Source organism: Mesorhizobium calcicola (assembly GCF_042682105.1).
Lineage (GTDB): Bacteria > Pseudomonadota > Alphaproteobacteria > Rhizobiales > Rhizobiaceae > Mesorhizobium > Mesorhizobium calcicola.
In genome coordinates this window covers 82672-107723 of record NZ_JBHUGY010000071.1, presented here as the reverse complement: position 1 = coordinate 107723, position 25052 = coordinate 82672, and the positions used below count along the sequence as shown (strand labels likewise).

Here is a 25052-nt window from a genome sequence, read left to right as displayed (position 1 = left end):
TGGACGCACGTCGCTCTCGTCCGCATCCCTTCAATCGCCCGATTTCCGGGCGATTGCAAGGCAACGGGGCATGCTGACGGGGCTGCTATCGGACCAGGATGTTGCGGAATTGCCACGGGTCGCTCCGGTCGAGGTCTTCCGGGAACAGGCCGGGGCGGTTATCCAGCGGCGTCCAGTCGGTGTAGTGGCCCTCGACCGGCCCGAGATATTGCGACTGAACTTCCAGGCAGCGCTTGTAGTCCATCTCGTCGGCCTCGACGATGCCGGCCTCGGGGTTTTCCAGCGCCCAGACCATGCCGGCCAGCACCGCCGAAGTGACCTGCATGCCGGTGGCGTTTTGATAGAGCGCCAGCTTGCGCGCCTCGGCCAGCGACAGATGCGAGCCGTACCAGTAGGCATTCTTGTCGTGGCCGTAGAGCAGCACGCCAAGCTCGTCGACGCCGTCGACCAGTTCGTTCTCGTCGAGCACGTGGTGCACCGGCTGAGCCTTGCCTGCGGCGCCGAACATCTCGTGTAGCGACAGCACCGCGTCGTTGCAGGGATGGTAGGCATAATGGCAGGTCGGGCGGTATTGAACCTTGCCCTTCTTGGAGCGCACGGTGAAGAAATCGGCGATCGAGATCGCCTCGTTGTGCGTGACCAGGAAGCCGTATTGCGGGCCGGGCGTCGGGCACCATGAGCGCACGCGCGTGTTGGCGCCCGGCTGTTCCAGGTAGATGGCGGCCTTGGAGCCATGCTTGTGCTTCCTGGCGTTCTTCGGCATCCACGTCTCATGCGTGCCCCAGCCGAGCTCGGCCGGCTGGAGGCCCTCGGAAATGAAGCCTTCGACCGACCAGGTGTTCCAGAACACATCCATCGGCTTCGGCTTCTTGGTGCGCTGGGTGTCGCGCTCGGCGATGTGGATGCCCTTGACGCCGGCCTTCTTCATCAGCTTGGCCCAGCCCTCGCGGTCGTCCTGCGTGGGCTCTGAAAACTCGAGGCCGAGATCGGTGGCCAGGTTGACCAGCGCCTGCTTGACGAACCACGAGACCATGCCGGGATTGGCGCCGCATGTGGAGACCGCCGTCGCGCCGCCCGGCTTGTCGTGCTTTTCCTTGACCATGGCTTCGCGCAGCGCATAGTTGGTACGACTGGCATTGTCGGCACTGGCATCGAAATAGAAACCAAGCCATGGCTCGACGACGGTGTCGATGTAGAGCACGCCGAGCTTGCGGCAGAGCCGCATAAGGTCCACCGAGCCGGTATCGACCGACAGGTTGACGCAAAAGCCCTGGCCGCCGCCATTGGTCAGAAGCGGCGTCAGCAGCTTCTTGTAATTCTTCTCGGTCACCGCCTCCTGGACGAAGGCGATGCCGCGTTCGTCGAGCAGCTTGCGATCGGTGTCGCGCGGGTCGATGACCGTCATGCGCGACTTGTCGAACTTGAAATGGCGTTCGATCAGCGGCAGCGTTCCCCGGCCGATCGAGCCAAAGCCGATCATCACGACAGGGCCGGTGATTTCACCGTAAACGGGCCAGTTTTCATTCGCCATTTTATCGGACACTCCTTCAAAACCCAGGAAACTGGGGAAAGCACACGCAAAAACTGGGCATTTTTTGCCCGGCGGTCATGCGCTACATCACAGATCATTGTCACAAACCAGTGAAAAGCGCCAACCAGGGGCTAGGCGTCATTGGCCATGTGGTTAAGGACTGACATCAGCCGGTCGCGGTCCGATGTCAGGCCCTTGTAGTCGAGCTGGGCGAGATCGAGCGCTTCGAGCTGGGCGGCGAAAGACATGGCGAGCTTCGCCCGATCCGGGTGCCGCGCCAGCACGGCGAGCGGGTCAAGATGGATGCGGATGGTGAACAGGATATCGCGCGAGACCGGCAGTTTGCGCAGCGTCTGCCGCTCGACGCGGATGAAGGCATGGGCATCGACATCGCCGTCCGGAAACCGCGACGGGCGGTTGGTGGCGCGGTCGATGCGCTGCAGGTCGGAGAGCGGATGGTAGAGCGCGTTGTCGGACTGGATCGACCAGTTGTAGCGCTCGACCGCCTGGCCCTGGAGGCCGTCGAACATGCGGTTGATCAGCTCGGCCGGGCGGGTGCCCGGACCGAAACCCGGCACCGGCGCGTGGATCTCCTGCAGCGGTCGGCCGAATTTCTCGACCAGCAGCCAGGATGAGGGAAAGCACAGCGAACCGGCAACGAGCCGCCAGCCGCTGTCATCGCGGCGCATCAGGATCAGGTCTTCCTGGACCAGCAGCGAGGCGGCGACGAGCGGGGCATCTGCGAGAGCGGAAAGGGTGGGGGAACGGCTCGGCTCGCCCGCTGCCTCGACGCCCGTGGCGATGCGCCGATAGGTGTCGGGAAATCTTTCCGGCAGATACGTGCCGAGCAATTCGAGCACCTCCTGCTGGGCGTCCCGCGTGCCGTCCTCCTCGACGAAAACCCGCTCGGGGATTTCGGCATAAAGTCGACGCTTCTCGGCGAGATAGGGCAGCAGATGGTCGTCGACCTCGATCCAGTCCGCCGGATCGAGCGGCTTCAGTCCAATGCTGAAGAGTTTCGACGAGCCGTCATAAGGCGTATGGGTGGGCAGCGCCTCGGCCAAGCTCATGCTTCCCTGAAATCGTCCAGGCTTGCGGTCGTCATCCTCGCCGTGAATTCGGTGACATCATAGTCGGCCGCGCCCGCCTTGGCGAAAGGGTCGGCGGCCAGCCTGGCTTCGAGCACCTCGCGCGGGCATTGCGCGATGATGATGCCACCGGTTCTCGGTTTCTTCGGCCCGGAGGCGACGAAGATGCCGTCCGCATAGCAGGCCTTCAGCCATTCGACATGCGCCGCCGCCAAGCGGTCGATCTCGGTCAGCGGCACCTTGTAGTTCAGCGAAACGACGAACATGGCATTCTCCCGGTCATACGAGCTTTGCGGGAATCAAGCCGCGCAGCGAATTGCCGACAAAGAGCGCCTTGGCCGACTGCAGATCACCGTAGCTGTAGATCGCTTCGCGGGCACGGCCTTCATCCAGAAGCTCGGCGCGCAATACGCCAGGCAGCAGGCCGCAGTCGAGCCGAGGCGTCGACAGCATGCCATCGCCTAGATCGGCGAAGACGTTGGTGATGGTGCCTTCGCAGATCTCGCCCCGCTCATTGGCCAGCAGCACCTCGTCAGCCTGGGTGATCAGATATTCGGCGCGGGCATGGCTGTAGAGCTGCCGCCGGCTGGTCTTGTGGCGCAGCAGCGTCTCGCGCGTATCGAGCCTCGTCCGCGCCAGCCGCAGCACCCAGACCTTGTCTGCGGCGAGCGGTTCGTAGGGTTGGGCCGAGGCGGTCGCCTCGCCGCCGCGCGACAAAGCAAGGCGCGTGCGCAGCGCGATGCCGGATCCATTGACCGCATCGCCCAGCACCTCGCCGATCTTTTGCGGATCGCAGGCAAAGCCGAGCTCCGCCGCCGAGCCATAGAGGCGGGCAAGGTGGCGATCGAAGCGCAGGAAGCCCGAGCCGGGTTCCCAGCGCATGGTCTCGATCAGCTGGAAATCGGCGGTGTTCCCGTCGCGAAGCGCGCTTTCAGCAGACACTCCTGATACTCCTCCTGCGCCGTCGAATCGAAGACGACGCCGCCGCCGACATTGTAGACGGCCTCGCCGCCGGAAAAGAGCGAGATGGTGCGGATCGCCACGGAAAAGCGCATCGTGCCGCCGGGCGCGATCCAGCCGATGGCGCCGCAATAGGCGTCGCGCGGCGTGCCTTCCAGATCGTGCAGGATTTCCATGGCGCGGATTTTTGGCGCGCCGGTGATCGAGCCGCACGGAAACAGCGCCGCGAAGATCTGGCGGATGCTGAGACCCGGCAGCAGTTTTGCCCTGACGTCGCTGACCATCTGGTGGACGGTCGGATAGGTCTCGATGCGGAACAGCGCCGGCACGTCCAGCGTGCCGACCTCGCTGATCAGCGAGATATCGTTGCGCAGGAGGTCGACGATCATCCGGTTTTCGGCCTGGTTCTTCTCGTCGTTGCGCAGGAAGATCTTCTGCCGCTCGTCCTCGGCCCTGGTCGCGCCGCGCGGCGCTGTGCCCTTCATCGGATGCGTCTCGATCATGCCAGCGGCGTCGATCTCGAAGAACAGTTCGGGCGAGCGCGACAGCACGATGGGATCACCGAGCGCGACCAGCGCGCCATATTTCACCGGCTGGCGCTCGGTCAGCGCATTGAAGGCGGCCAGCGGGTTATCAGACCATTGCGCATGAATGGGAAAGGTCAGGTTGCCCTGGTAGCAATCGCCTTGCCTGATGTGCTGGTGCAGCCGCGAGAACCGCTTCTCATAGTCCTCCAGCGACCAGGTCGCGCGGGCGTCGAAGATCGGACCGTTGGTCGCGGCTGCGCTGCTGGGCGGCACCGCCTCTTCGACCGGCGCATCGAAAACCCCAAGGCACACGAGTGGAGCGCGGCGCCCCTCCGGCAGCAAGGGAACAAGCTTCGGTTCGAGCAGATAACCCGCTTCATAAGAGAAATAGCCGGCCAGCCATTTGCCGGCGTCGTGCGCGGCTTGCGCCGCCGCCAGCGCGGCCGCGAAATCCTTTGCCTCATGCGCCATGATGATGTCGGCCGGCCGGTCGAAAACGAGCTGGCGCGCGCTTTCGTCGTTGCGGAAAATTGCGGCGGGCAGGGACATGGACTCGGATGCTGCGCTCAATGAAGCCGTCGACCGCTCTATATGGGGGGCCGGCCACGCGCAATCGAGGGAACGGCACGCTGCCACTCAAAGCCGACCTTTGGGCCGACCTTGGGCCAACATCAGGGTCGATATTGCGCGCCAAAAACAAACGGCGGCGCCCTGGGGCACCGCCGTTGTAATAATGTTGCGTCCGCCGCTCAGGTGTTGCTGGCGGTTCCCGCCGTCGGAAACTGCTTGGTGAACTCTTTTTCGTTGCCGGCGGCGAGCAGCTTGGCCTGCTCGATCCAGCGTTCGCGCGCGATGCGACCGTCGAAGTTCATGACATCCTCGATCCGCTTGATATCGGCGGCTGACCAGGCGGCGATCTGGGCGAAGCTGGTGACGCCTTGTGCCTTGAGCAGCTTCTCGTTGACCGGACCAATGCCGATCAGCCGGCGCAGATTGTCAGGCTTGCCGGACGTCGCGGTTTTCGCCGGCGCTGCCTTGGCTGTCGCGGTTTTCGCCTTGGCTGTCACGGCTTTCGCCGGCGCTGGCTTGGCTGCCGCGGCTTTCGCCGGTGCTGCCGTTTTTGGCGCGGCGCCCGCCTTTGGGGCGCTGGCTTTCGGTGCGCCTGCCTTCGCGGCGCTGGGCGCCGCCTTGGCCGCCGCCGGCTTCTTTGGCGCCGGTTTGGCCGCTGCCGGTGCCGATTTGGCCGCGGCTGGCGTCGACATGAGGGCAGCCGGCGCCTGGCTCGCGGCCTTTGCCGCGCCGGTTCCGGCAGCGGGCGTCGCCTGCGCCTCGCGCAGCCGGCGCTCGAGGTCGGCGCGGGTCTTGCCGCATGCATCGAGTTCACCGGTCAGGCGGTCGCTGTCGGCGCGCAGCTTGTCGCGCTCGCTGCGTGTGCGGTCAAGGTCGCCGCGCGAACTGTCGAGCTCACCGCGCAGGCGTCCCCAGGGGAACCAGCCCACCAACACGCCTACCAGGAACGCCAGGAGCATGTAGAAAAAAGTGCCCATTTCTCTCTCCAGTCAGATCCGTCAGCCGTGGCATGGGTCCATGACCTTCGGCGAAGGACTACTCGATGGTGGTTCCGCGGTTGGCGGAACACCCGGCTTCGGTGGAGCCGTCGGCGATCGGCTTTGCTTGCCCATGGCCAACGGCCGTTGTCGCGTTCGCCAAAGCGCCACGGTCGGCTGAGACTTTCCCTCGCCGATCCGCATGCGCTCCGGCTGAGCTTGGAACGAAAGCTATCATAGAGCTTGTGGAAAGCTATCGGAAAACTTCCCCGCAGAGTACTTCAAGAACAGATATTTAAGCCAAGAATAGAGCCGTCCCCGACATGCATTCCGGCTAAACTGTTCTGCGAGCAGATGAGACCTACAGGCACATTTTCACGCGTCGAGTGTTTCCAACTCGTCGATCAGGCCGCTGATGACGCCAAGCCCGATCTGCCAGAAGGCGGGATCGGTGGCATCAAGGCCGAAGGGCGCCAGGAGCTCTGAATGATGTTTGGTGCCGCCGGCGCGCAGCATTTCGAAATACTTGTCCTGGAAGCCGCGTTCGGCGTTCTGGTAGACCGCGTACAGCGAGTTCACCAGGCAGTCGCCGAAAGCATAGGCATAGACGTAGAAGGGCGAATGGATGAAGTGCGGGATGTAGGTCCAGAACAGCTCGTAGCCTTCGCGCAACTTGATCGCCGGTCCGAGGCTTTCCGCCTGCACTTCCAGCCAGAACTGGCCGAGCCTGTCGGAGGTCAGCTCGCCATTCTTGCGCTCGGCATGCACCTTGCGCTCGAATTCATAGAAGGCGATCTGGCGCACGACGGTGTTGATCATGTCCTCGACCTTCTGGGCGAGCATCGCCTTGCGCTCGCGCCTGTCGGTGGTCTGGTCGAGCAGCGAGCGGAAGGTCAGCATCTCGCCGAAGACGGATGCCGTCTCGGCCAGCGTCAGCGGCGTCGAGGCCATCAGCGCGCCCTGGCCGCTGGCCAGCACCTGATGCACACCGTGGCCAAGCTCATGCGCCAGCGTCATCACATCGCGCGGCTTGCCCATGTAGTTGAGCAGGACGTAGGGATGCGCCGACGGCACGGTCGGATGCGCGAAGGCGCCGGGCGACTTGCCCGGACGCACCGGCGCGTCGATCCAGTTGCGGTCGAAGAAGGTTCGCGCGATCTCCGCCATGTCGGGCGAAAAGCGCTGATAGGCGGAAAGGACGGTGTGCCTGGCCTCGTCCCAGCCGATGATCGCCTGGGGCGTATCCGGCAACGGCGCGTTGCGGTCCCAGTGGTTCATCACCTCCATGCCCAGCCAGCGCGCCTTCATCTGGTAATAGCGGTGCGACAGGCGCGGGTAGGCGTCGCGAACGGCGGATGCCAGGGCATCGACCACACCGCGCTCGACGCGGTTGGCGAGATGGCGTGAATCGGCGATGTCCTCGAAGCCGCGCCAGCGATCGGAGATCTCCTTGTCCTTGGCCAGCGTGTTGGTGATCAGCGTGAAGGTGCGCAAATTCTTGCGGAAGGTCGTGGCCAGCGCCTCGGACGCCCGCCGGCGCACCTCGCCGTCGGCATCCTGCAAGCGGTTGAGCGCCGGCTCCAGTGTCAGCTCCTCGCCGTCGATGTCGAAGCGAAGGTCGGTCATCGTCTCGTCGAACAACCGGTTCCACGCGCCGCGTCCGGTGATCGACTTTTCATGGAAAAGCTGCTCGACGCGGTCCTCGAGCTGGTAGGGCTTGTCCTTGCGCAGATCGAGCACCCAGGGCCGGTAGTGGCCGAACGCGGGATCGGCGGCGAGTGCTGCTTCGATCGCGCCGTCGTCGATCAGGTTGAGTTCGAGCGCGAAGAACAGAAGGTGCGCGCTGGCGTCGGTCATCTTCTCTTGGATGTCGCCGTAGAGCTTGGCGCGCTGCGGGTCTGCGGTGTTGCCGGCATAGACCAGCCCCGCGTAGGAGACGATGCGGCCGATCAGTTCCTCCAGCGCCTCGTAGGCGACAAGCGCCTCGCCCAGCCTGCCGGCGCCGCCGCGCGCGGCCTCGGCGGCCAGCGTGCCCTTCCAGCGGGTCTCGAAGCCGATCGCGTCGGTGGCGGCCCTGGCGATGTCGCGCTTCAGTTCCGGCGCTTCCATGCCGGCATAGAGATCGGCAAGGTTCCACTCCGGCAGGTCGCCAAGCTCGGCCGCGCCCTGACCGGACGCTGGCGCCGTCAGCAGCCGAGCAGAAACCATGTGCCCAGAAACCATGTGCATCGCCGATACCTTCCGTGGCCAAGGTTCAAGGGGAAATGAGAAGCCGGTCAAATCCTAAGGAATTCGTTCACCGGGTTTTTTGAAACCTTATTTAGAACCCTGTGCCAAGATGGTCCACAGGGCAGATTCCTCGGGCGGGCATAGTCGTATCAGTCATGACAGGTTCCATACTCATAGTCGATGACGATCCCGTTCAGCGCCGGCTGCTCGAGGCAGCGGTGACGCGCTTCGGCCACACAGCAATCGTCGTCGACGGCGGCGCAGCCGCGCTCGATGTCCTCGACGGGCCAAGCCCCCGCGAGGTTTCGGTGGTCATCCTCGATCTGGTCATGCCCGGTCTCGACGGCATCGGCGTGCTGAAGGCGATGCGCGAGCGCGACATAAACGTCCCGACAATCGTGCAGACCGCCCAGGGCGGCATCGAGACCGTGGTCTCGGCGATGCGCCATGGCGCCTTCGATTTCGTCGTCAAGCCGGCGTCACCCGACAGGCTGCAGGCGTCGATCGGCAATGCGCTCAAGGTCGAGGCCGTCGAGGGCGAGGTCAAGCGCACATCGCGGCGGCGCGGCGGGCTTCTGACCTTCAAGGACATGATCACGCACAGCCCGGCCATGGACAAGGTGATACGCCTCGGCCAGAAGGCGGCGGCATCCAACATCCCGATCCTCATCGAGGGTGAGTCCGGCGTCGGCAAGGAACTGGTGGCGCGCGCCATCCAGGGCAGCGGCGACCGCCGCTCGAAACCCTTCGTCACCGTCAATTGCGGCGCCATTCCCGACAATCTCGTCGAATCGATCCTGTTCGGCCACGAGAAGGGCTCGTTCACGGGCGCCACCGATAAGCACACCGGCAAGTTCGTCGAGGCGCATTCGGGAACGCTGTTTCTCGACGAGATCGGCGATCTGCCGCTCGACGTGCAGGTCAAGCTGCTGCGCGCCGTGCAGGACGGCGAGGTCGACCCAGTCGGCAGCCGCTCGACCGTCAGGGTCGACATCAGGCTGATTTCGGCGACGCACCGCAACCTGCTGCAACAGGTCAAGGACGGCAAGTTCCGCGAAGATCTGTTCTATCGGCTGAACGTCTACCCGATCTTCGTGCCGCCGCTGCGCGACCGCCGTGACGACATCCCCTATCTGGTCACGCATTTCATGGAGAAGGTCGCGCCGGCCGACCCGCGTCATCGCCTGCAAGGCATTTCGGCCGCGGCCATTGCCGTGCTGCAGGCCTATGACTGGCCGGGAAACATCCGGCAGCTCGAAAATGCGGTCTTCCGGGCCTCGGTGCTTTGCGAAGGCGATGTGCTGACCACGGAGGACTTCCCGCAGATCCGGGCGCAGGTGGAAGGGACCGTCAATCTCGACGCCGATGGCGCTTCACGGCCTGCGTCCTTGCCCCTGGACAGCGAGCCGCGCGACGAGGCAACCTCGCCCGGCGAGGGCGCCTTGCGGGGTGAAGGTGTCTCGGCGACCGAGCCCGATCCGCCGGCCAGGCTGCAGCTTCGCTTCGGCACTTTGCGGGCGCTCGACGAACGCGGCAATGTGCGTGCGCTGGCCGATGTCGAACTCGAAATGATCAAGCTCGCCATCGACCACTACAATGGCCAGATGAGTGAAGTCGCCCGCCGCCTCGGTATCGGCCGCTCGACGTTGTACCGCAAGCTCAAGGAATACGGCATCGACCCGGAAACCGGCCGCGTCGACCGGCTCGCTTCCTAGGGCGGATCCCGTTCGGATTGCAGCCGAAAACCCTTGCCGTTTTTTGCTAAACTGAGGTTTGATTCGGGATCAGGTGTCCCAGGCGCAAGGCCGGAGCCAGCTTGCAATGCCACAACGGGGCCACAACAGGCCCGGATCGCGCTTTTCGACGGGATTGTGGCAGTCTTATGGACAGGCCTGTTCACGCATTAAGGCTAACGGTAACAGATCGTGTTTCGGCCAAAGGCGGAAACATGATCTAAACCAGCGGTTTACCAAGAAACCCTGTGTACAATTTTTGACGGGATATCGCCACGGTGTTACCGCATTTCGGCTTCAATAAGCGATGATTAACCATTAGGATCGATATTCGGATGTGATAGCGACACATCCGTTTGGGCAAATCCGGGGACAAACGGCAGCCTGCAGGGCCTTTTGATTTGAACAGAATCGAACGACACACAAACGGGCGGCACCATCACGTGAGCGTCTGGCCGAAGTGGCTGGCAGCGTTGATTGTCGCATTTGGTTTTGTTGCCGCGGCCGCGACCGGCGCCAGCGCCGAAACACGTTCGCTGAAGCTCTATCACCTCCACACCCACGAGAAGGCCGAGATCGTCTACAAGCGCAATGGACGCTACGTTCCCGAGGGTCTCAGGAAGATCAACATCATTCTGCGCGACTGGCGCCGCAACGAGCCGACCAAGATGGATCCGCGCCTGCTGGATCTGGTCTGGGAAGCGTATCGGGAAAGCGGCGCCACGGACTACATCCAGGTCGTCTGCGGCTATCGCTCGCCGGCGACGAACTCGATGCTGCGCAGCCGTAGCAGGGGCGTCGCCGAGAAGAGCCAGCACATGCTCGGCAAGGCGATGGACTTCTACGTTCCCGGCGTGCCGCTGAAGAAGCTGCGCAATATCGGTCTCAAGATGCAGGGCGGCGGTGTCGGCTACTATCCGACCTCCGGTTCGCCGTTCGTCCATATGGATGTCGGCAATGTGCGCCACTGGCCCGGCATCAGCCGCCAGGAACTGGTCAGCCTGTTCCCCAACGGCAAGACGCTGCATGTGCCGAGCGACGGCAGGCCGCTGCCCGGCTATGAGCAGGCGCTCGCCTCCTACAAGGCGCGCAAGGGTTCGGGCGCGCCAGCCATCGAGCTGGCCAGCGCCGGCGGCAGCGGCAAGAAATCAGGTGGGTTCCTGTCGGCTTTCTTTGGCGGCGGCGACGACGAGGCCGACGACAGCGCCGATGTCGAGGTCGCTTCGGCCGCGCCTCCGCCCAAGGCTAGAAACCTGGAGCCGGCCGCGGCAGCCAAGACCAGCAATCTCCCTGGCATCGCCATCGTGGCTCCGGAGAATGCGCAGCGCGCCGAAATTCCGCAGGTTGCCGAGGAGCAGGCTCCGGAGCCGGAAAAGGACACGCCGGAGACGATCATCGCGGCGCTGCCAGCCCGCAGCATTCCGCTGCCTGATTTTGCACCGCGGCCGAAGGCCGACGTCGGTGCCCAGCCGCCTGAGAACGTTCCTTTTGCGATGGCGGATGCGACAGCGACCACCGAGCAGGCCGTGGCGACCGCGCATGCGCCGGCGAACGTGCCGTTTGGCATGGCCGATCCGTCGGCCGCCCCGAACCCGGCGCAGGTCGCGGTCAACAACATACCGTTGCCGACATGGCGTCCCGACAATTCGCTGCCGGCCGCTCTGGCTCCGCCGCCCAGCAAGGACGTGCTGATGGCACTGGCGGATACGGCTGAGCACGGCGGCGCCGCGACCGATGCGTTCTCGGTGCTGCCGACGGCGCGTCCCGAGATGGCCAGGCCGGATGCGGTCAAGGCCGTGCTCGACGAGGCCAACGCCCAGGTCGGCGCGGCGGCCGACGCGTACCAGGTCGCTTCCTTGTCCGCTTCGGAGCCGCGTTCGGCCTTCAACGATCCGTCGGGCGCCGATGCCGCATCGCCGCGCGAGGCTGTCGTTGCCCGCCCGGCCGGTTCCGACCCGGCCGCCGCGATCGGCGCTGGCGTGAAGACGACCCGCAAGGAATCGAGGGCCACCGCCCGCGACCTGAAGCCTGGCCCCAAAGCCATGGTGGTTGCCGCCGCACCGCAGGCCGCCCGCTGGGCGCTGACCAGCGGCGAGCATGTCGCCTCCGTTTCAAGCGCCACGACAGCGCCGGGCTACGCCTACAGCATCGTGCACACGCCGCCGAGCGAGGTCTACACGGCCGGCTTCCAGCAGGGCGATCAGATGGCCGATGCCAACCGCTTCACCGGCAACGCCGTCAAGTTCCTGTCCGTCGCCCGCTTCCAGACCAAGTAACGGACCAGCCAAACGACAAGGCCGCGCCGGGTGACCTGCGCGGCTTTTTGCTGTTTCCCAAGCCCCATGCGGTGCTTGAAGGTGTGAAACGCGGTTCGAACCGATGCACGTCGACCGGGTTTTTTCACGCCGTGCCGAAAGCCTACTTCGCGAGCTTGCTCGCCGCGCGTGCGAGAGCTTCGATCTCGTCCCATTTGCCGGCCTTGACCATGTCGTCGGGCGCCACCCAGGAGCCGCCGACGCAGACGACGTTGGGCAGGCTGAGATACTCGGCCGCGTTCTTGCCGGTGATGCCGCCAGTCGGGCAGAATTTCACATCGGCGAGCGGCGAGGCGAAGGCCTTCAGCGACGCGATGCCGCCCGACTGCTCGGCCGGGAAGAATTTGAGGAAACGCAGGCCGGCTTCCCGTGCAGCCATGATCTCGCCGGGCGTGATGGCGCCGGGCAGCAGCGGAACATCGCTGTCCGCGGCTGCCGCCAGAAGCTCGCGGGTGATGCCGGGGCTGACGATGAAGCGCGAGCCCGCGGCCGCGGCCGCTTCGAACTGCCCGCTGTCCAGAATGGTGCCGGCGCCGACGATGGCTTCCTCGACCTCAGCCGCCACCCGCCGGATCGCTTCCAGCGCATCGGCGGTCCTGAGCGTGATCTCAATCGCCGGCAGGCCGCCACGCGCTAGCGCGCGTGCCAGCGGCACGGCATCATCGACATTGGCGATCTTCAGCACCGGGATGACCGGCTGGCCGTTAAGGAGCGACAGGAGTTTTTCGGTCTTGCTGGGCATCTGTCTCTCCGTAGTGTGGGATAATTCAACCGATTAGCAGACGAGTGTTTTTCTGTCCATGAAACGAAGCGTGTCGCGATGTCACGCGCCGTGGGGCGGGTCGTGCCGGCCATTACCCATCAAACACGATGACGGGCTGATGAACCCGCCCCGCCTTGAAACGGCTGCGGCGAGCGTTTAGTGGCTTCGGCGATGACATTGCCCACGCCAACAGACCCCATCCGCGTCGCCGCGCTCTACCGGTTTGCGCGGCTCGACGCCTTCGACGAGCTGCGCGCGCCGCTCGCTGCTTTCTGTTGCGGGCGCGGCATCAAGGGCACGCTGCTGCTAGCGCATGAGGGCATCAACGGCACCGTCGCCGGCAGCGAGATGGCGATCGCCGAATTGATCGGTTACCTCGAAGCCATCGAAGGGCTGGCCGGCCTCGAGATCAAATACAGCAGCGCTACGGAAATGCCGTTTCATCGCATGAAAGTGCGGTTGAAGCGCGAGATCGTCACCATGGGCGTCGGCGATATCGATCCGGCGACGAGTGCCGGAGCCTATGTCGCGCCGGCCGACTGGAACGCGCTGATTTCCGATCCCGATACGATCGTCATCGACACGCGCAACGCCTATGAGGTTTCGATCGGCACCTTCAAGGGCGCGGTCGATCCGGCGACGGCAAGTTTTCGCGAGTTTCCGGCCTGGGTGGACGCGCACCGGGAAGAGCTCGAGGGTCGCAAGGTGGCGATGTTCTGCACCGGCGGCATACGCTGCGAAAAGGCGACCGCCTACGTCAAGTCGCTCGGTTTCGAGGATGTCTTCCACCTCAAGGGCGGCATCCTCAAATACCTGGAGGAAGTTCCGGCCGAACAGAGCCTGTGGCAAGGCGAGTGCTTCGTCTTCGACGAACGCGTTTCGGTGTCGCACGGCCTCGCTGTGGGTGATGCCGAACTCTGCCGCGCCTGCCGCCATCCGTTGACGCCGAGCGACCTGACGTCACCGAAATTCGCCACCGGCGTGTCTTGTCCGCATTGCTTCGATGCGCGTTCGGACGAAGACCGTCAGCGCTATGCAGAGCGCCAGCGTCAGGTCGAACTCGCGCAAGTGCGGGGCAGGGGCCGGCATATCGGATCCTGATCCCGGTATCGGTGGGCTCCCCGCCAAGGATCCGTCATTGTAATGTCAAAGTGCGGGGCCTACGTCTTCGGCGTTCGAAACCTGCCCGTTCGGCCGGGCAAATCCTGGAGGCACTGAATGTTCGATCCCAAGAAGCTTCTCGATGATCTGCTCGGTTCGCAAATCCCCGGCACCAGCGGCACCGTCCGCGACAAGGCGGGTCAGGCCGTGCAGATGGCCAAGGACAATCCGCTGGCCGCCGGCGCGCTCGCTGCCGTGCTGCTCGGAACCGGCGCCGGCCGCGAGGTGACGGGCGCTGCGGTGAAGCTTGGCGGATTGGCCGCGATCGGCGGCCTCGCCTACAAGGCCTACCAGAACTACAAGGCCGGCAACGCACCCGCGGAAGCGCCGGCGGCCGGCGAACCGGAACTGCTGCCGCCGCCCAAGGACACCGCCTTCCACCCATCGCAGGCGCCGCAAGGCGAGGACGAATTCACGCTGACCCTGGTTCGGGCGATGATCTCGGCGGCCAAGGCCGACGGCCATATCGACGATGACGAGCGCCAGAAGATCGCCGGCAAGCTCAGCCTGGCCGGGATCGGCTCGGACGCCGAAAAATTCCTGATGGCGGAGCTGGAGAGCCCGCTCGACCTCGACACGCTTGTGGCGGGCGCCAAGACCGATGCGCAGAAGCTTGAACTCTACACGGCGTCGCGCCTCACCATCGAACCCGACAGCCGCGCCGAACGCGGCTATCTCGACCTGCTTGCCGGCCGGCTTGGCCTGCCGGATGCGCTGGTCGACCATGTCGAGGCGACGGTTTCGGCAGCGAAGGTGCCGGCCAAGGCTGGGACCTCACCCAATCCGCGCTGGTAAGAGCCTGTTTGGCGCTAGGGTCAGGACCCATAAACCGAGTGAAAGCGTCAAATGACGGCTTCGAGCTGATATTGTTGAAAGAGTCCCTCGGCGTCTGGTCAGGCACGCGACCTTAGTCTTAGGAATCGTTTCGAAATGCGGCCTGGGGACGACGCCCTTTTGCGGTAGCCTGGGACACTGCCTCCCGGCCACCTGTCAAGACCGGCATGCGCCTGCGCCGCCAAGGTGACTCTGATGGGGATCGAAAGGCGGGATTTCTGCGCTGTAGCGTCGGGAAACTGATCCAGATCAAAGTCACGCCGATCGAAAACCGCCACGTTCCCGGAACCGGAAACCTGATTCCGCAGTGAGGAGGCTATACGATGACTTTGACGAGAAGATCGCTCTTTGGCGCGGCGGCGCTGGTGCCGCTCGGCCTGTCCGGTCCGGCGTGGGCCGACCTGCACGTGCCCGTGATCAAGGTGTTCCTGTGGGACATGGGGCCGAACTCGATGGACAACATCGAAAAGGTCAAAGGCATGGGCATGGCGATGTCGGGCAAGCCCGACCCGGTCAATGCGACCATGGGAGTCGTCACCGACCTTCCGAGCATAAAGGCGGGCGACGTTACGTTCGAGGTCGCCAACACGTCGCGCGACTTTATCCACGAGATGATCGTCATGCCGATGGCTTCGGGTGAACAGGACGCGCCCTACATCAAGAACGAGATGCGCATCGATGAGGACGCGGCCGGCGCGATCGGCGAAGTCTCCGAACTCGATCCCGGCGCCAGCGGCAAGGTCACGCTGCGGCTGAAGCCCGGCACCTACATGCTGGTGTGCAACCTTGCAGGCCACTACGTTATGGGAATGTGGACCCACTTCGAGGTCACGCCCTGAGTCCGACGTGGGCGGGCGAGGCCTACTTGCGGTGACGACGCGCCGGCGGCCGGAGGGCGGGGAGCCCTCCGGCCGCCGTCATAGATCGCGGAAAGCGCCAGAAGGCGCCGGGTCTGATTGGCATCACCGCTGCGCCCGGCCAGCTCGCGCAGCTGTCCAGCCGACAAATCCTCGCGCAGCGTCACCGCCTGAAGAACCTCCCTCGGTTCCTCACGATGAATCACGAAACGTCCCCCAACGAAAGCCCGTGAGTCAGCCGTCATGACTCGCGCTGTCGCCAGCGCTTGGCCCACAGGTCGAGAACGTAGTGCAAGTAGATATTGCCAAGGAGCGGACTGGAGCGCCCGCCGCCAGAGGTTCACCGCGTCCTCCTCTCGCTCGAAGCCGACCACCACATCGTCCGCATAGCGCACGATGATCATGTCGCCAGCTGGCATTAGATTAGACCGGTGGCAACATTGGCCAAGTAATCGACGGCTTAAACGTCGGTTTTAGGGTCCTGACCCTAAGCCAAATCGGCAGAGGCAGCCTTTCCGGGGTTAACCTTCCGTTAACTCAGGAAGCGCATGATTCTAGACAGTCGGACCGGCTTTCCTCCTCCCAAGCCCGGTTCAGATCAGGGCGGTCGCCAATGACCGCCCTTTTTGTCGGGACCTATCAGCTCCACTTTCGGGACCAGGCTCTGGTGGTCTCGCTTGCCATCGCAGCTGTCATTTGCGATGCCTTCTCTTCCTGAACCAAACCCCGAAAATCAGTCGAGCACACGCAGCACTGTCGGAGGACAACAGCCATGACCGATCAAAGAACCGCCATTGTCACCGGCGCCGGCACGGGCATCGGCAAGAGCGTCGCCACGGCGCTGCTCAAGGCCGGCTGGAACACGGTGTTCTGCGGTCGCCGCAAATCCGTGCTGGATGCCGCCGTCGCCGAGGCCGGGCCGACCGAGGCCAAGGCATTGGCGGTTGCCTGCGACATCAGCAAGGCCGGCGAGGTCGATGATCTGTTCGAGACGGTTGCGGAGGCTTTCGGCCGCGTCGACCTGCTCTTCAACAATGCCGGCATGGGCTACAAATCGACGCCGATCGACGAGATCCCGGTCGAGGTGTGGAACGATATTGTCGGCGTCAATCTCACCGGTTCGTTCCTGTGCGCCCGCGCCGCCTTCGGTGCCATGCGCAAGCAGCGGCCGATGGGTGGCCGCATCATCAACAACGGTTCGGTATCGGCCTATGCGCCACGCCCCGGGTCGGTGCCCTATACGGCGACCAAGCATGCCATCACCGGGTTGACCAAGACGCTGGCGCTCGACGGCCGGCCTTATGACATCGCCTGCGGCCAGATCGACATCGGCAACGCGCTGACCGACATGGCGCAGCCGATGACGGTCGGCGTGCCGCAGGCCAACGGCTCGATCGCCGCCGAAGCGGTGATGGACGTCGAGCACGTCGCCGACGCCGTCGTCCACATGGCCAGCCTGCCGCTCGACGCCAATGTGCTGTTCATGACGGTGATGGCCACCAAGATGCCGTTCGTCGGGCGTGGGTGATCATTTCCCCTGCAACGGCACGCCGGGAAGGTAGAGCGCGATCGGGCGGATCTCGTAGACGGCGGTCGGATTGACGCGGCGCAGGTCACGCGCAATGGCGATCGCATCGTCCCGGGTGGCGCAATCGACGACGTAAAGGCCAAGAAGCTGTTCCTTGGTCTCGGCGAACGGCCCGTCAATGACGGTTCCATCGCCAGGCCCGCGCAAGGTGACGGCCGATTGGGTCGCGCCCAACCGTGCCGACGGGCCAAGGCTGTCGTCGGCGTAGAGCCGATCGTTTATCTTGAGCAGGTCGGCCATCAGCGCCGCATCTTCCCGCGGCGTCAGCGCCTTGATCGCATCTTCGACGTGATAGGCGAGGATTGCATAGAACATCCGATGTCACCGTTTCTCCGGTGATGAACAGAACCGATGGCCTGCGTAGCATATCGGTGTCAGCCTGACGACCGCGACGCCTGATCGACCAACCAGTCGACAAACCGGGCGATAACCGGATTTGCCAGACCTTCCTCATGGCATATGCAGTAGTAGCTTCGGGCTGACGCGATACCGAGCGCCAAGGGTTGAACGAGACGGCCCTCGTCGAGGTCCCTGAATGAAATGATATCGTTTGTGAGGGCCACACCATGACCGTCTCGCGCGGCCTGAAGCACCATGGCGAAGTTGTCGAAATAGATATCGGACTGCACGGTGTGCGGCACCCGCGCCTCCGTTAACCAGCGCCTCCACTGGTCGCCATCGTCTTCGTGGAGCAGGCGGTGGTGCAGGACGTCGCGCGGCTCGCGGATGCCGTTTGGCCCGCGCAGCAATTGCGGGCTGCACACCGGTGACGCATGGATGCTGTGCAGTATCCGCCACCAGAATCCGGCCCAGGGTGGGTTTCCATAGACGATGGCGACATCGACGTCCCGCCAGTCCACCTCCTCGAAGTCCACCGCCGTGCGCATCTGCATACGAATGTCGGGGTTCGCATCGAGAAACCGAAAAATCCGAGCTGCCAGCCACGTCGTACCGAAAACCGAGGGCACCGACACAGTCAGGGTCGCCTTGGCGGCTGTGCTGTAGGCATCCGCCGATATTTCGCGGATCGATCCCGATATCTGCTGCATGGCTATGCCCACGCTCTTCTGCAGCGCGGCCCCGCGCTCCGTCAGCACGAGCCGGCGACCGCGCTTCTCGAACAGGTCGAGGCCGAGCGATAGTTGCAACGCGCGCAATTGCTGGCTGATGGCGCCCGACGTCACATGCAATTCGGCGGCCGCCGCCGCGATGTTGCCGAGCCGCGATACGCTTTCGAAGGCACGGAGCGAATGAAAGGACGGGAGCGCCATTTGATCCAAACAGTTTAGAAAAACTGCATTCATTTTCCTCTAAAGATTTAGCTTGTTTGCAGAAAACTTGCAACATAACGTCCCCGCGCTGCCCATCCGGGCCAGCCATGACAAAAAACAAATGGGGACCGCGATATGTTTCACACGCCGATTTCTGCCGCAGCCAGACTCGCCCTTGGCGGGATGATCGTCGCCGGGCTTTCCGCCACGACGGCGCAGGCTGCCGAAACAAGTCTCGTGCGCGAGGGTGTGCTGAGTGTCTGCACGGGTGGCGACTTCCCACCGATGCAGTACTACGCCAATCCCGGGGACGAGAAGCTTGTCGGTTTCGAAGTCGATGTCGTCGATGCGATCGCCAAGCAGTGGGGTGGCACCAGCAAGTATGTGGTCGGCGACTTCAAAGGACTCTTGCCATCCCTGGGCGCCGAGCGCTGCGATCTCGTTGCAAGCGGCATCATGGTGACCAAGGAGCGCCTCAAAGCCTATGACGCCGTTCCTTACTTTGTCTCGAATGTCGTGATGGTGACGGCCACTTCGGATTCCGAGACCAAGTCGCCGCTCGGCGGGCACCACCTATGAAAAGACGGCCGCGGACCTGAACGCCGATCTGGCGAAAGCCGGCAAGGCGCCCGCGCAGATACAGACCTACCCTTCCGCTTCCGCCGTCATCGAGCAGATTCTCGTCGGCCGGGCCGCGGCGACGATCACCCAGGACACAACGGCGGCATTCCGCATCAAGCAGATGCCAGGGCGATTGCAGGTGCCGTACAACTACGGCGACGGTGAAACCTATGGACTCTATCTGAGAAAGGGTGGCGACAACCGCGAGGCATTGGTGAAAGCCATCGAGGCGCTGCAGACCAGCGGCGAGATGAAGACCCTGCTGCAGAAGTGGAATCTTCCCGAGACCGCCACCGACGTCAAGCACACGACCGATTGAGGGAAGGGCTGCCGTGTTCGACCACAAGCTCTTCCTGTCGGCGCTGTTCGGCTGGCCCCTCGCCAAGGGGGCTTTGCTGACCCTGGCCCTTTCGGTTCTCGTGATGGCCGTCGCCCTGGCGGTATCCCTGGCAACGGCGGCGCTGGCCACGTCGAAGCGGCGTTGGATCCGCCTGTCGATCGCCGCCTTTGTCTGGCTTTTTCGCGGTGCGCCGGCGCTGCTAGTGCTGCTGTTCGTCTGGAACGGGCTGCCGCAGATATCGGCGGTCTTGCGCTCGGACTGGTTCACGCCGTTCGTCGCGGCGTTTCTCGCCCTGACGCTGATCCAGATCGCCTACCTGACCGAGATCCTCCGCAGTTCCTACGCATCCGTCGGCAAGGGGCAATCGGAAGGGGCGGCGGCCCTTGGCTTGCACCGGGGCCAGATATTCTTCCTGATCATCCTGCCACAGGCGCTTCGCGTCGTGCTGCCGTCCCTGGTCAACGAGTTCATTTCGTTGCTGAAGGCGACCTCGCTGGCGACCGTCATCTCCCTGAAGGAACTCATGACCGTCACCCAGTTCGCGATCGCCACCAGCTTCCGTTTCCTGGAATGGTATGGCGCCGCGCTGATCACTACCTGTCGATGGTTTCGGTTCTGACCGTCTTCCAGATGAAGGTCGAGCGCATGTTGTCGCGGGGACATCGTTGATGTCGTCCGCTGTGCCCCGTGAGGCTTCCGACTGGTTTTCTCGAGAGACTCTGGGGCAGGGCATCACGCGGCTATGGGAGCCCGCACGTCCATCACTATTTCAGAAGCAATATCTTTCATGTCCGCGGGCGCGATGTCGATCTCGTCATCGATGCCGGGATGGGACTTGTGCCGCTCAGGCCGGTGCTGGGCCTGCCGCATGGCAAGCCGGTGGTGGCCGTTGCAACGCACATCCATGTCGATCATGTCGGCGGCCTGAGCGAGTTCGAGACAAGGGGCCGGTCATCGCGCGGAGGCAGCCTTCTTCGAAGACATGGCGGACGAGCACACATTGGCGCATCTGTTTCGTGCGCAGCCGCAGGCCGTCGGCAGGTCACCGAATGAGGCGTGGTCGCCGCAGCGTTTCCGGCTTAGCCCGGCCCCGCTGGCCCGGATTCTGGATGAGGGTGACATGATCGAGACAGGCGACAGGTCGTTCCACGTCATCCATCTCCCAGGTCATTCGCCGGGGTCGATCGGGCTTCTCGACGAAAGAAACGGCGACCTCCTGGCCGGCGATGCGATCTACCGCGGACGGTTGATCGACGACCTTCCGGGTTCGGATGCGCTGGCCTATCGGCAAACCATGCAGCGGCTTTTGCAGATCGAATTCAGCCGCGCCTTTTGCGGACATGGCGAAACGATCGACCAGATCGAGCTGCGAGCGATAGCAAGAACCTACCTCGACAGCGCGGGCTGAGAGCCTCACTTCGCCAGAAACGTTCCGATCCGCTCCAGTGCTCGCAAAATGTTCTCCTCGGAGTTGGCGTAGGAGAGCCTGATATAGCCTTCGCCGAGAATGCCGAAATCGGGACCGCCGATCAGCGCCACGCCGGCCTCGTCAAGCAGGGCCGAGGCAAGCTTCTTTGCCTTCCAGCCGGTCTTCGACACGTTGGGGAAGGCATAGAACGCGCCCTTTGGCGTGATGCAGGAAATATTGGGCAAAGCGTTCAGCCCCTCGACCACGACCTTCCGGCGGCGGTCGAAGGCGCGCATCATTTTGTCGACGTCATCCTGCGGGCCGTCGATGGCCGCGATGCCGGCGAACTGGCTCGGCGCGTTGACGCAGGACCAGCAATTGACCGCCAGCTTGCGCACCTTGTCGTAGAGATGCGCGCCCTTGTCGCCATTCGGCCAGATCGACCAGCCCATCCGCCAGCCGGTCATCGCCCAGGTCTTCGACCAGCCGTTGAGCACGATCAGCCGGTCGCGGATCTCGGGAAAGCCAAGCAGCGAGCAATGCGTCTCGCCGTCATAGGTCATGACGTCGTAGATCTCGTCGGAGAGGATGGCGACGTCGGGGTGCTTCTCCAGTCCCTTCACGAGCTTGGCGATTTCGCTCCGCGCGGTGACGCCGCCGGTCGGGTTAGCCGGCGAGTTGAGGATCAACAGCCTGGTCTTCGAGGTGATCAGCGCCAGCGTTTCCTCGGCCGAGAAGGCAAAGCCGTTTTCCTCGCGCATCGGCACCGGGATCGGCGCGGCGCCGGTGAACTCGATCATCGAGCGGTAAATGGGGAAGCCGGGATCGGGATAGAGGATCTCGGCGCCCGGCTCGCCGAACATCAGGATCGCGGCGAACATGGTCGGCTTGCCGCCGGGCAGGATCATCACCGCTTCCGGCGACACCTCGACGCCGGTGGTGGTCAGCGTACGGCGCACCACCGCCGCGCGCGTTGCCAGCAGGCCGTTGGCCGGCGTGTAGCCATGGTGGCCGTCGCGCAGCGCCTTGATCGCCGCTTCGACGATGTGCTGCGGCGTCTTGAAGTCGGGCTGGCCGATGCCGAGATTGACGATGTCGCGGCCTTGTTGGGCAAGTGCTGTCGCCCTCGCGAGCACCGCGAACGCGTTTTCCTCGCCGAGACGGTCGAAGGCCGAAATCGTGTGGAGCATTTTTCCCGTCCGTGTGGTTCTTACTGTTGGCGTGCGTTTTTGTGAGCTTCGGCTGGCAAAAGTCAAACGGATTGGAGTTTTCGGTGTCGGAAAATCTCAAAGATTGGCAACCGCGTCCGCGGCCCGAGCGTAAGGCCATCGATGGCCGCACCGTCCGGCTTGAACCGCTGAGTGCCGCAAAACACGGCGACGGGCTCTACGAAGCGTCCTCCGTGTCCGACATCGACGGCCGCTTCGCCTGGCTGCCCGATTATCCGCCCGAGACCCGCGCCGCCTTCCAGCCATGGCTGGACAAGGTGGAAGCCAGCGAGGATCCGCTGTTCTTCACCGTCATCGACAAGGCCAGCGGCAAGGTCGCGGGACGCCAGACGCTGATGCGTATCGATCCTGCCCATGGCGTCATCGAGATCGGCAACATCTATTGGGGACCGCTCATCTCGCGCAAGCCGGGGGCGACCGAGGCGCAGTTCCTGTTCATGAAATACATCTTCGACGAGCTCGGCTATCGCCGCTACGAATGGAAATGCAACAACCGCAACGAGCCATCGAAGCGGGCGGCCGAGCGGTTCGGCTTCAAGTTCGAAGGCATTTTCCGCCAGCATCTCATCGTCAAGGGTGAAAACCGCGATACGGCATGGTATTCGATCATCGACAAGGAGTGGCCGGCCTTACGCAAAGCCTATGAAGCGTGGCTCGATCCGGCCAATTTCGATGGCGACGGCCAACAGAAGCGACGGCTTGAGGAATTTCGCGCGGAGTTCGGCGCGTGAGCTGAATTCGGCGCGTAACGGGAGTTCGTCATTGGCGCATACCCATTCCGACGAGCATGGCGGGCACGATCACGGTCCCGGCCATGTGCACGGCTCGACCGACAAGAAACGCGTCCTGATCGCCGCCTGGCTGACCGGCGGCTTCATGGTCGCCGAAGCGCTCGGCGGCCTCTTCACCGGGTCGCTGGCGCTGCTGGCCGATGCCGGCCATATGCTTGCCGATGCGATCGCGCTCGGCCTTGCCTGGTATGCGTTTCATCTTGCGGGACGCCCGGCGACCGGCCGTCTCACCTATGGCTTCGGCAGGGTCAAGACACTGGTGGCCTACACCAACGGCATCGCCATCTTCGTCATCGCGCTGTGGATCGTCTACGAGGCGTGGGCGCGCCTGCGGGCGCCGGCCCTGGTACTTGGCGGACCGATGTTGGTCGTGGCGATCCTTGGCCTGCTGGTCAATATCGGTTCCTTCTTCGTGCTGCATGGCGGCGACCGCGAGAGCCTGAACATGCGCGGCGCCATCCTGCATGTGCTCGGCGACCTGCTCGGCTCGGCGGCGGCGATCGTCGCCGCGCTGGTCATCCTGGCGACCGGCTGGACGCCGATCGACCCGATCCTGTCGGTCCTGGTCTCGCTGCTGATCCTGTCTACAGCATGGTCGCTGATGCGCGCCGCCGCCCATGTCCTGCTCGAAGGCGTGCCGCCAACGCTCGATCGCGATCTGATCGCCAGGGATATCGAGGCGACGATCCAGGGGGTGCGCGAAGTGCACCACATGCATGTCTGGTCGCTTGACGGGACAAACAACATGGCAACGCTGCATGCCTGTCTCGACGAAGGCGTCGATGCGCATCGGGCGGTCAGCGCCATCAAGAAGCGGCTTGCCAGCGCGCATGGCATCAGTCATGCCACCGTGGAATCGGAATTCGGAGAGTGCGCCGACGATGGCGAAGATCACGATCATGATCACGAGCATGATGCGGCCCAGCATCACGAACACCATCACCAGGCCTGATCGATTGATATCGATTGGTCCTGCTTCAGGAGTCCCAAAGCCTTGAAAACCAGCTTGATGAACACCCGCTGCCCAGGTGCCGCGTGATGGACCGCGACACCAGGAATGCGGCCATCGCCGCGGCGTGGATCATGCTACTGTTCGGCATCGCCGCCTTCTATCTGCCGACCGTGATGCTGGCACTTGGCGGCATTTCGACCGTGCTGGCCGGTGCCTTTGGCATCGTCTTCGTGCTGGCGTTTTTCTCGGTGTTCTGGCTGCGGGGCCGCAACCAGCGCAAAAACCAGGGCAAGTAGAGGTTCTTCGACATGCGCATTCTGATCACAGGCGCCGCGGGCATGGTCGGCCGCAAGCTCATCGCCCGGCTGGCCAAGGACGGCACGCTGCGCGGCCACAAGATCGCAGCACTTGACCTGCACGACATCGTGCCGCCGCAGGCACCTGGCATGGACGGCGTCAGCGTCACCCTCCACACCGGTGATCTCGCCGAGGCGGGGGCTACTGAGCGCCTGGTCGCATCGCGTCCCGATGTCGTCTTTCATCTCGCCGGTATCGTGTCCGGCGAGGCAGAGGCGAATTTCGATCTCGGCTACCGCGTCAATCTCGACGGCACTCGCGCCCTGTTCGATGCCATCCGGCTAGCGGGCTTTGCGCCGCGCGTCGTCTTCACCTCGTCAATCGCGGTGTTCGGCGCGCCGTTCCCCGATGTCATACCGGATGACTTCCATCCGACGCCGCTGACCTCCTACGGCACGCAGAAGCAGATGAGCGAAGCGCTGCTCGCCGACTATTCCAGGCGCGGCTTCTTCGACGGCATCGGCATCCGGTTGCCGACCATCTGCGTACGGCCAGGCAAGCCGAACAAGGCAGCCTCCGGCTTCTTCTCCGGCATCATCCGCGAGCCATTGAGCGGCCACGAGGCGATCCTGCCGGTGCCGCGCTCGGTCATGCACACCCATGCCAGCCCACGCTCGGCGGTCAATTTCCTGATCCATGCGGCGGAGATCGACGGCAATGCCGTCGGGCCGCGCCGCAATTTGACGATGCCCGGCGTCGCCGTCACCGTCGGCGAGCAGATCGAGGCGCTGGAGCGCATCGCCGGCGGCAAGGTGGTGAAGCTGATCCGCGAGGAGCCGGACGAGACGATCTGGGCGATCGTCAAGGGCTGGCCGACGCGGTTCGAGGCGCGGCGGTCAAGGGAGCTTGGCTTCAGCGCCGAAAAGAGCTTTGACGAGATCATCCGGGCGCATATCGAGGATGAGCTGGGCGGCAAGCTCGCGGGTTAAACGCGGAGCGTCGCGACGCGC

General features: G+C 63.9%; 27 protein-coding genes. 15 read left to right on the top strand and 12 right to left on the bottom strand.

Annotated elements, in window-relative coordinates:
- Positions 1 to 85 precede the first annotated feature (85 nt).
- The 7 genes from ACFSQT_RS35650 to ACFSQT_RS35620 all read right to left on the bottom strand — a co-directional run bounded on the left by ACFSQT_RS35650 (position 86) and on the right by ACFSQT_RS35620 (position 7861).
- Positions 86 to 1531, bottom strand: a complete 1446-nt coding sequence (locus ACFSQT_RS35650; RefSeq protein WP_379026721.1) for a homospermidine synthase — start codon at positions 1529 to 1531, stop codon at positions 86 to 88.
- A gap of 131 nt (positions 1532 to 1662) precedes the next feature.
- Positions 1663 to 2601: a heme-dependent oxidative N-demethylase family protein gene (locus ACFSQT_RS35645; protein WP_379026720.1), complete on the bottom strand. Its 939-nt coding sequence runs from the start codon at positions 2599 to 2601 to the stop codon at positions 1663 to 1665.
- Positions 2598 to 2885, bottom strand: a complete 288-nt coding sequence (locus ACFSQT_RS35640; RefSeq protein WP_379026719.1) for a YciI family protein — start codon at positions 2883 to 2885, stop codon at positions 2598 to 2600. The genes ACFSQT_RS35645 and ACFSQT_RS35640 overlap by 4 nt, the downstream gene beginning before the upstream one ends.
- A 13-nt stretch (positions 2886 to 2898) precedes the next feature.
- A complete protein-coding gene (locus tag ACFSQT_RS35635) occupies positions 2899 to 3561 on the bottom strand; it encodes an aminotransferase class IV family protein (RefSeq protein WP_379026718.1) in 663 nt (220 codons plus the stop codon).
- Entirely contained in the window at positions 3510 to 4655 is a 1146-nt protein-coding gene (locus ACFSQT_RS35630) for an aminodeoxychorismate synthase component I (protein WP_379026717.1), read from the bottom strand. The genes ACFSQT_RS35635 and ACFSQT_RS35630 overlap by 52 nt, the downstream gene beginning before the upstream one ends.
- A gap of 200 nt (positions 4656 to 4855) precedes the next feature.
- Positions 4856 to 5653, bottom strand: coding sequence for a proton-conducting membrane transporter (locus ACFSQT_RS35625; RefSeq protein WP_379026716.1), 798 nt, complete (start codon positions 5651 to 5653; stop codon positions 4856 to 4858).
- 375 nt (positions 5654 to 6028) lie between these two features.
- A complete protein-coding gene (locus ACFSQT_RS35620; protein ID WP_379026742.1) occupies positions 6029 to 7861 on the bottom strand; it encodes a M3 family oligoendopeptidase in 1833 nt (610 codons plus the stop codon).
- Positions 7862 to 8037: 176 nt separating this feature from the next.
- On the opposite strand from ACFSQT_RS35620, the gene ACFSQT_RS35615 reads away from it, so the two are divergent.
- Together ACFSQT_RS35615 and ACFSQT_RS35610 are read left to right on the top strand one after the other, a co-directional pair.
- Positions 8038 to 9597 carry a sigma-54-dependent transcriptional regulator gene (locus tag ACFSQT_RS35615; RefSeq protein WP_379026715.1) on the top strand — a complete coding sequence of 520 codons (1560 nt, stop codon included), beginning with the start codon at positions 8038 to 8040 and terminating at the stop codon, positions 9595 to 9597.
- 461 nt (positions 9598 to 10058) lie between these two features.
- Positions 10059 to 11891, top strand: coding sequence for a peptidoglycan L,D-endopeptidase MepK (locus tag ACFSQT_RS35610; protein WP_379026714.1), 1833 nt, complete (start codon positions 10059 to 10061; stop codon positions 11889 to 11891).
- A gap of 142 nt (positions 11892 to 12033) precedes the next feature.
- On the opposite strand, the gene ACFSQT_RS35605 is transcribed toward ACFSQT_RS35610, so the two are convergent.
- Positions 12034 to 12672 carry a 2-dehydro-3-deoxy-phosphogluconate aldolase gene (locus ACFSQT_RS35605; RefSeq protein WP_379026713.1) on the bottom strand — a complete coding sequence of 213 codons (639 nt, stop codon included), beginning with the start codon at positions 12670 to 12672 and terminating at the stop codon, positions 12034 to 12036.
- 192 nt (positions 12673 to 12864) lie between these two features.
- Here ACFSQT_RS35605 and trhO point away from each other — a divergent pair, with 192 nt between their 5' ends.
- The 4 genes from trhO to ACFSQT_RS35585 all read left to right on the top strand — a co-directional run bounded on the left by trhO (position 12865) and on the right by ACFSQT_RS35585 (position 17073).
- Positions 12865 to 13794, top strand: coding sequence for an oxygen-dependent tRNA uridine(34) hydroxylase TrhO (gene trhO, locus ACFSQT_RS35600; protein WP_379026712.1), 930 nt, complete (start codon positions 12865 to 12867; stop codon positions 13792 to 13794).
- Between the two features lie 117 nt (positions 13795 to 13911).
- Complete coding sequence (locus ACFSQT_RS35595; RefSeq protein ID WP_379026711.1) at positions 13912 to 14649, top strand: tellurite resistance TerB family protein; 738 nt, start codon at positions 13912 to 13914, stop codon at positions 14647 to 14649.
- 362 nt (positions 14650 to 15011) lie between these two features.
- Positions 15012 to 15527 (top strand): hypothetical protein, encoded by a 516-nt coding sequence (locus tag ACFSQT_RS35590; RefSeq protein ID WP_379026710.1) that lies wholly within the window; start codon positions 15012 to 15014, stop codon positions 15525 to 15527.
- 790 nt (positions 15528 to 16317) lie between these two features.
- Positions 16318 to 17073, top strand: a complete 756-nt coding sequence (locus ACFSQT_RS35585) for an SDR family oxidoreductase (RefSeq protein ID WP_379026709.1) — start codon at positions 16318 to 16320, stop codon at positions 17071 to 17073.
- Here the strand turns inward: ACFSQT_RS35585 and ACFSQT_RS35580 are convergent, their stop codons facing one another.
- Together ACFSQT_RS35580 and ACFSQT_RS35575 are read right to left on the bottom strand one after the other, a co-directional pair.
- A complete protein-coding gene (locus ACFSQT_RS35580) occupies positions 17074 to 17448 on the bottom strand; it encodes a YciI family protein (RefSeq protein WP_379026708.1) in 375 nt (124 codons plus the stop codon).
- A 59-nt stretch (positions 17449 to 17507) separates the two neighbouring features.
- The gene (locus ACFSQT_RS35575; protein WP_379026707.1) at positions 17508 to 18437 is read right to left on the bottom strand and encodes a LysR substrate-binding domain-containing protein; all 930 of its coding nucleotides are present in this window, start codon (positions 18435 to 18437) and stop codon (positions 17508 to 17510) included.
- A gap of 102 nt (positions 18438 to 18539) precedes the next feature.
- Between ACFSQT_RS35575 and ACFSQT_RS35570 the strand changes: the two genes are divergently transcribed.
- The 3 genes from ACFSQT_RS35570 to ACFSQT_RS35560 all read left to right on the top strand — a co-directional run bounded on the left by ACFSQT_RS35570 (position 18540) and on the right by ACFSQT_RS35560 (position 19984).
- The gene (locus tag ACFSQT_RS35570; RefSeq protein WP_379026706.1) at positions 18540 to 18983 is read left to right on the top strand and encodes a transporter substrate-binding domain-containing protein; all 444 of its coding nucleotides are present in this window, start codon (positions 18540 to 18542) and stop codon (positions 18981 to 18983) included.
- 181 nt (positions 18984 to 19164) lie between these two features.
- Positions 19165 to 19344, top strand: a complete 180-nt coding sequence (locus ACFSQT_RS35565) for a hypothetical protein (protein WP_379026705.1) — start codon at positions 19165 to 19167, stop codon at positions 19342 to 19344.
- 13 nt (positions 19345 to 19357) lie between these two features.
- Entirely contained in the window at positions 19358 to 19984 is a 627-nt protein-coding gene (locus ACFSQT_RS35560; protein ID WP_379026704.1) for an amino acid ABC transporter permease, read from the top strand.
- A 113-nt stretch (positions 19985 to 20097) separates the two neighbouring features.
- Here ACFSQT_RS35560 and ACFSQT_RS35555 read toward each other — a convergent pair whose 3' ends face one another.
- Positions 20098 to 20280 (bottom strand): hypothetical protein, encoded by a 183-nt coding sequence (locus tag ACFSQT_RS35555; protein ID WP_379026744.1) that lies wholly within the window; start codon positions 20278 to 20280, stop codon positions 20098 to 20100.
- On the opposite strand from ACFSQT_RS35555, the gene ACFSQT_RS35550 reads away from it, so the two are divergent.
- Positions 20194 to 20418 carry an MBL fold metallo-hydrolase gene (locus ACFSQT_RS35550; protein WP_379026741.1) on the top strand — a complete coding sequence of 75 codons (225 nt, stop codon included), beginning with the start codon at positions 20194 to 20196 and terminating at the stop codon, positions 20416 to 20418. The genes ACFSQT_RS35555 and ACFSQT_RS35550 overlap by 87 nt on opposite strands.
- Positions 20348 to 20773 carry an MBL fold metallo-hydrolase gene (locus ACFSQT_RS35545; protein WP_379026703.1) on the top strand — a complete coding sequence of 142 codons (426 nt, stop codon included), beginning with the start codon at positions 20348 to 20350 and terminating at the stop codon, positions 20771 to 20773. The genes ACFSQT_RS35550 and ACFSQT_RS35545 overlap by 71 nt, the downstream gene beginning before the upstream one ends.
- A 5-nt stretch (positions 20774 to 20778) precedes the next feature.
- Here ACFSQT_RS35545 and ACFSQT_RS35540 read toward each other — a convergent pair whose 3' ends face one another.
- On the bottom strand, positions 20779 to 21963 hold the full coding sequence (locus ACFSQT_RS35540; RefSeq protein WP_379026702.1) for a pyridoxal phosphate-dependent aminotransferase: 1185 nt from the start codon (positions 21961 to 21963) through the stop codon (positions 20779 to 20781).
- An 83-nt stretch (positions 21964 to 22046) separates the two neighbouring features.
- Here ACFSQT_RS35540 and ACFSQT_RS35535 point away from each other — a divergent pair, with 83 nt between their 5' ends.
- The 4 genes from ACFSQT_RS35535 (at position 22047) to denD (ending at position 25031) form a co-directional block, all read left to right on the top strand.
- Positions 22047 to 22733: a GNAT family N-acetyltransferase gene (locus tag ACFSQT_RS35535; protein WP_379026701.1), complete on the top strand. Its 687-nt coding sequence runs from the start codon at positions 22047 to 22049 to the stop codon at positions 22731 to 22733.
- A gap of 31 nt (positions 22734 to 22764) precedes the next feature.
- Positions 22765 to 23745 (top strand): cation diffusion facilitator family transporter, encoded by a 981-nt coding sequence (locus ACFSQT_RS35530; protein WP_379026700.1) that lies wholly within the window; start codon positions 22765 to 22767, stop codon positions 23743 to 23745.
- Positions 23746 to 23828: 83 nt separating this feature from the next.
- Positions 23829 to 24041 carry a hypothetical protein gene (locus ACFSQT_RS35525; protein WP_379026699.1) on the top strand — a complete coding sequence of 71 codons (213 nt, stop codon included), beginning with the start codon at positions 23829 to 23831 and terminating at the stop codon, positions 24039 to 24041.
- Positions 24042 to 24053: 12 nt separating this feature from the next.
- Entirely contained in the window at positions 24054 to 25031 is a 978-nt protein-coding gene (gene denD / locus ACFSQT_RS35520) for a D-erythronate dehydrogenase (RefSeq protein WP_379026698.1), read from the top strand.
- Positions 25032 to 25052 lie beyond the last annotated feature (21 nt).

Bases quoted from the DNA above. Each gene is read 5' to 3' on its own strand.
- ACFSQT_RS35585 (WP_379026709.1), top strand. From the start codon at position 16,318: ATGACCGATCAAAGAACCGCCATTGTCACCGGCGCCGGCACGGGCATC.
- ACFSQT_RS35645 (WP_379026720.1), bottom strand. From the start codon at position 2,601: ATGAGCTTGGCCGAGGCGCTGCCCACCCATACGCCTTATGACGGCTCG.
- ACFSQT_RS35650 (WP_379026721.1), bottom strand. From the start codon at position 1,531: ATGGCGAATGAAAACTGGCCCGTTTACGGTGAAATCACCGGCCCTGTC.
- denD (WP_379026698.1), top strand. From the start codon at position 24,054: ATGCGCATTCTGATCACAGGCGCCGCGGGCATGGTCGGCCGCAAGCTC.
- trhO (WP_379026712.1), top strand. From the start codon at position 12,865: ATGACATTGCCCACGCCAACAGACCCCATCCGCGTCGCCGCGCTCTAC.
- ACFSQT_RS35605 (WP_379026713.1), bottom strand. From the start codon at position 12,672: ATGCCCAGCAAGACCGAAAAACTCCTGTCGCTCCTTAACGGCCAGCCG.
- ACFSQT_RS35640 (WP_379026719.1), bottom strand. From the start codon at position 2,885: ATGTTCGTCGTTTCGCTGAACTACAAGGTGCCGCTGACCGAGATCGAC.
- ACFSQT_RS35540 (WP_379026702.1), bottom strand. From the start codon at position 21,963: ATGCTCCACACGATTTCGGCCTTCGACCGTCTCGGCGAGGAAAACGCG.
- ACFSQT_RS35625 (WP_379026716.1), bottom strand. From the start codon at position 5,653: ATGGGCACTTTTTTCTACATGCTCCTGGCGTTCCTGGTAGGCGTGTTG.
- ACFSQT_RS35615 (WP_379026715.1), top strand. From the start codon at position 8,038: ATGACAGGTTCCATACTCATAGTCGATGACGATCCCGTTCAGCGCCGG.
- ACFSQT_RS35595 (WP_379026711.1), top strand. From the start codon at position 13,912: ATGTTCGATCCCAAGAAGCTTCTCGATGATCTGCTCGGTTCGCAAATC.
- ACFSQT_RS35630 (WP_379026717.1), bottom strand. From the start codon at position 4,655: ATGTCCCTGCCCGCCGCAATTTTCCGCAACGACGAAAGCGCGCGCCAG.
- ACFSQT_RS35550 (WP_379026741.1), top strand. From the start codon at position 20,194: ATGGGACTTGTGCCGCTCAGGCCGGTGCTGGGCCTGCCGCATGGCAAG.
- ACFSQT_RS35620 (WP_379026742.1), bottom strand. From the start codon at position 7,861: ATGGTTTCTGCTCGGCTGCTGACGGCGCCAGCGTCCGGTCAGGGCGCG.
- ACFSQT_RS35575 (WP_379026707.1), bottom strand. From the start codon at position 18,437: ATGAATGCAGTTTTTCTAAACTGTTTGGATCAAATGGCGCTCCCGTCC.
- ACFSQT_RS35580 (WP_379026708.1), bottom strand. From the start codon at position 17,448: ATGTTCTATGCAATCCTCGCCTATCACGTCGAAGATGCGATCAAGGCG.
- ACFSQT_RS35590 (WP_379026710.1), top strand. From the start codon at position 15,012: ATGACTTTGACGAGAAGATCGCTCTTTGGCGCGGCGGCGCTGGTGCCG.
- ACFSQT_RS35570 (WP_379026706.1), top strand. From the start codon at position 18,540: ATGTTTCACACGCCGATTTCTGCCGCAGCCAGACTCGCCCTTGGCGGG.
- ACFSQT_RS35545 (WP_379026703.1), top strand. From the start codon at position 20,348: ATGGCGGACGAGCACACATTGGCGCATCTGTTTCGTGCGCAGCCGCAG.
- ACFSQT_RS35555 (WP_379026744.1), bottom strand. From the start codon at position 20,280: ATGATCGACATGGATGTGCGTTGCAACGGCCACCACCGGCTTGCCATG.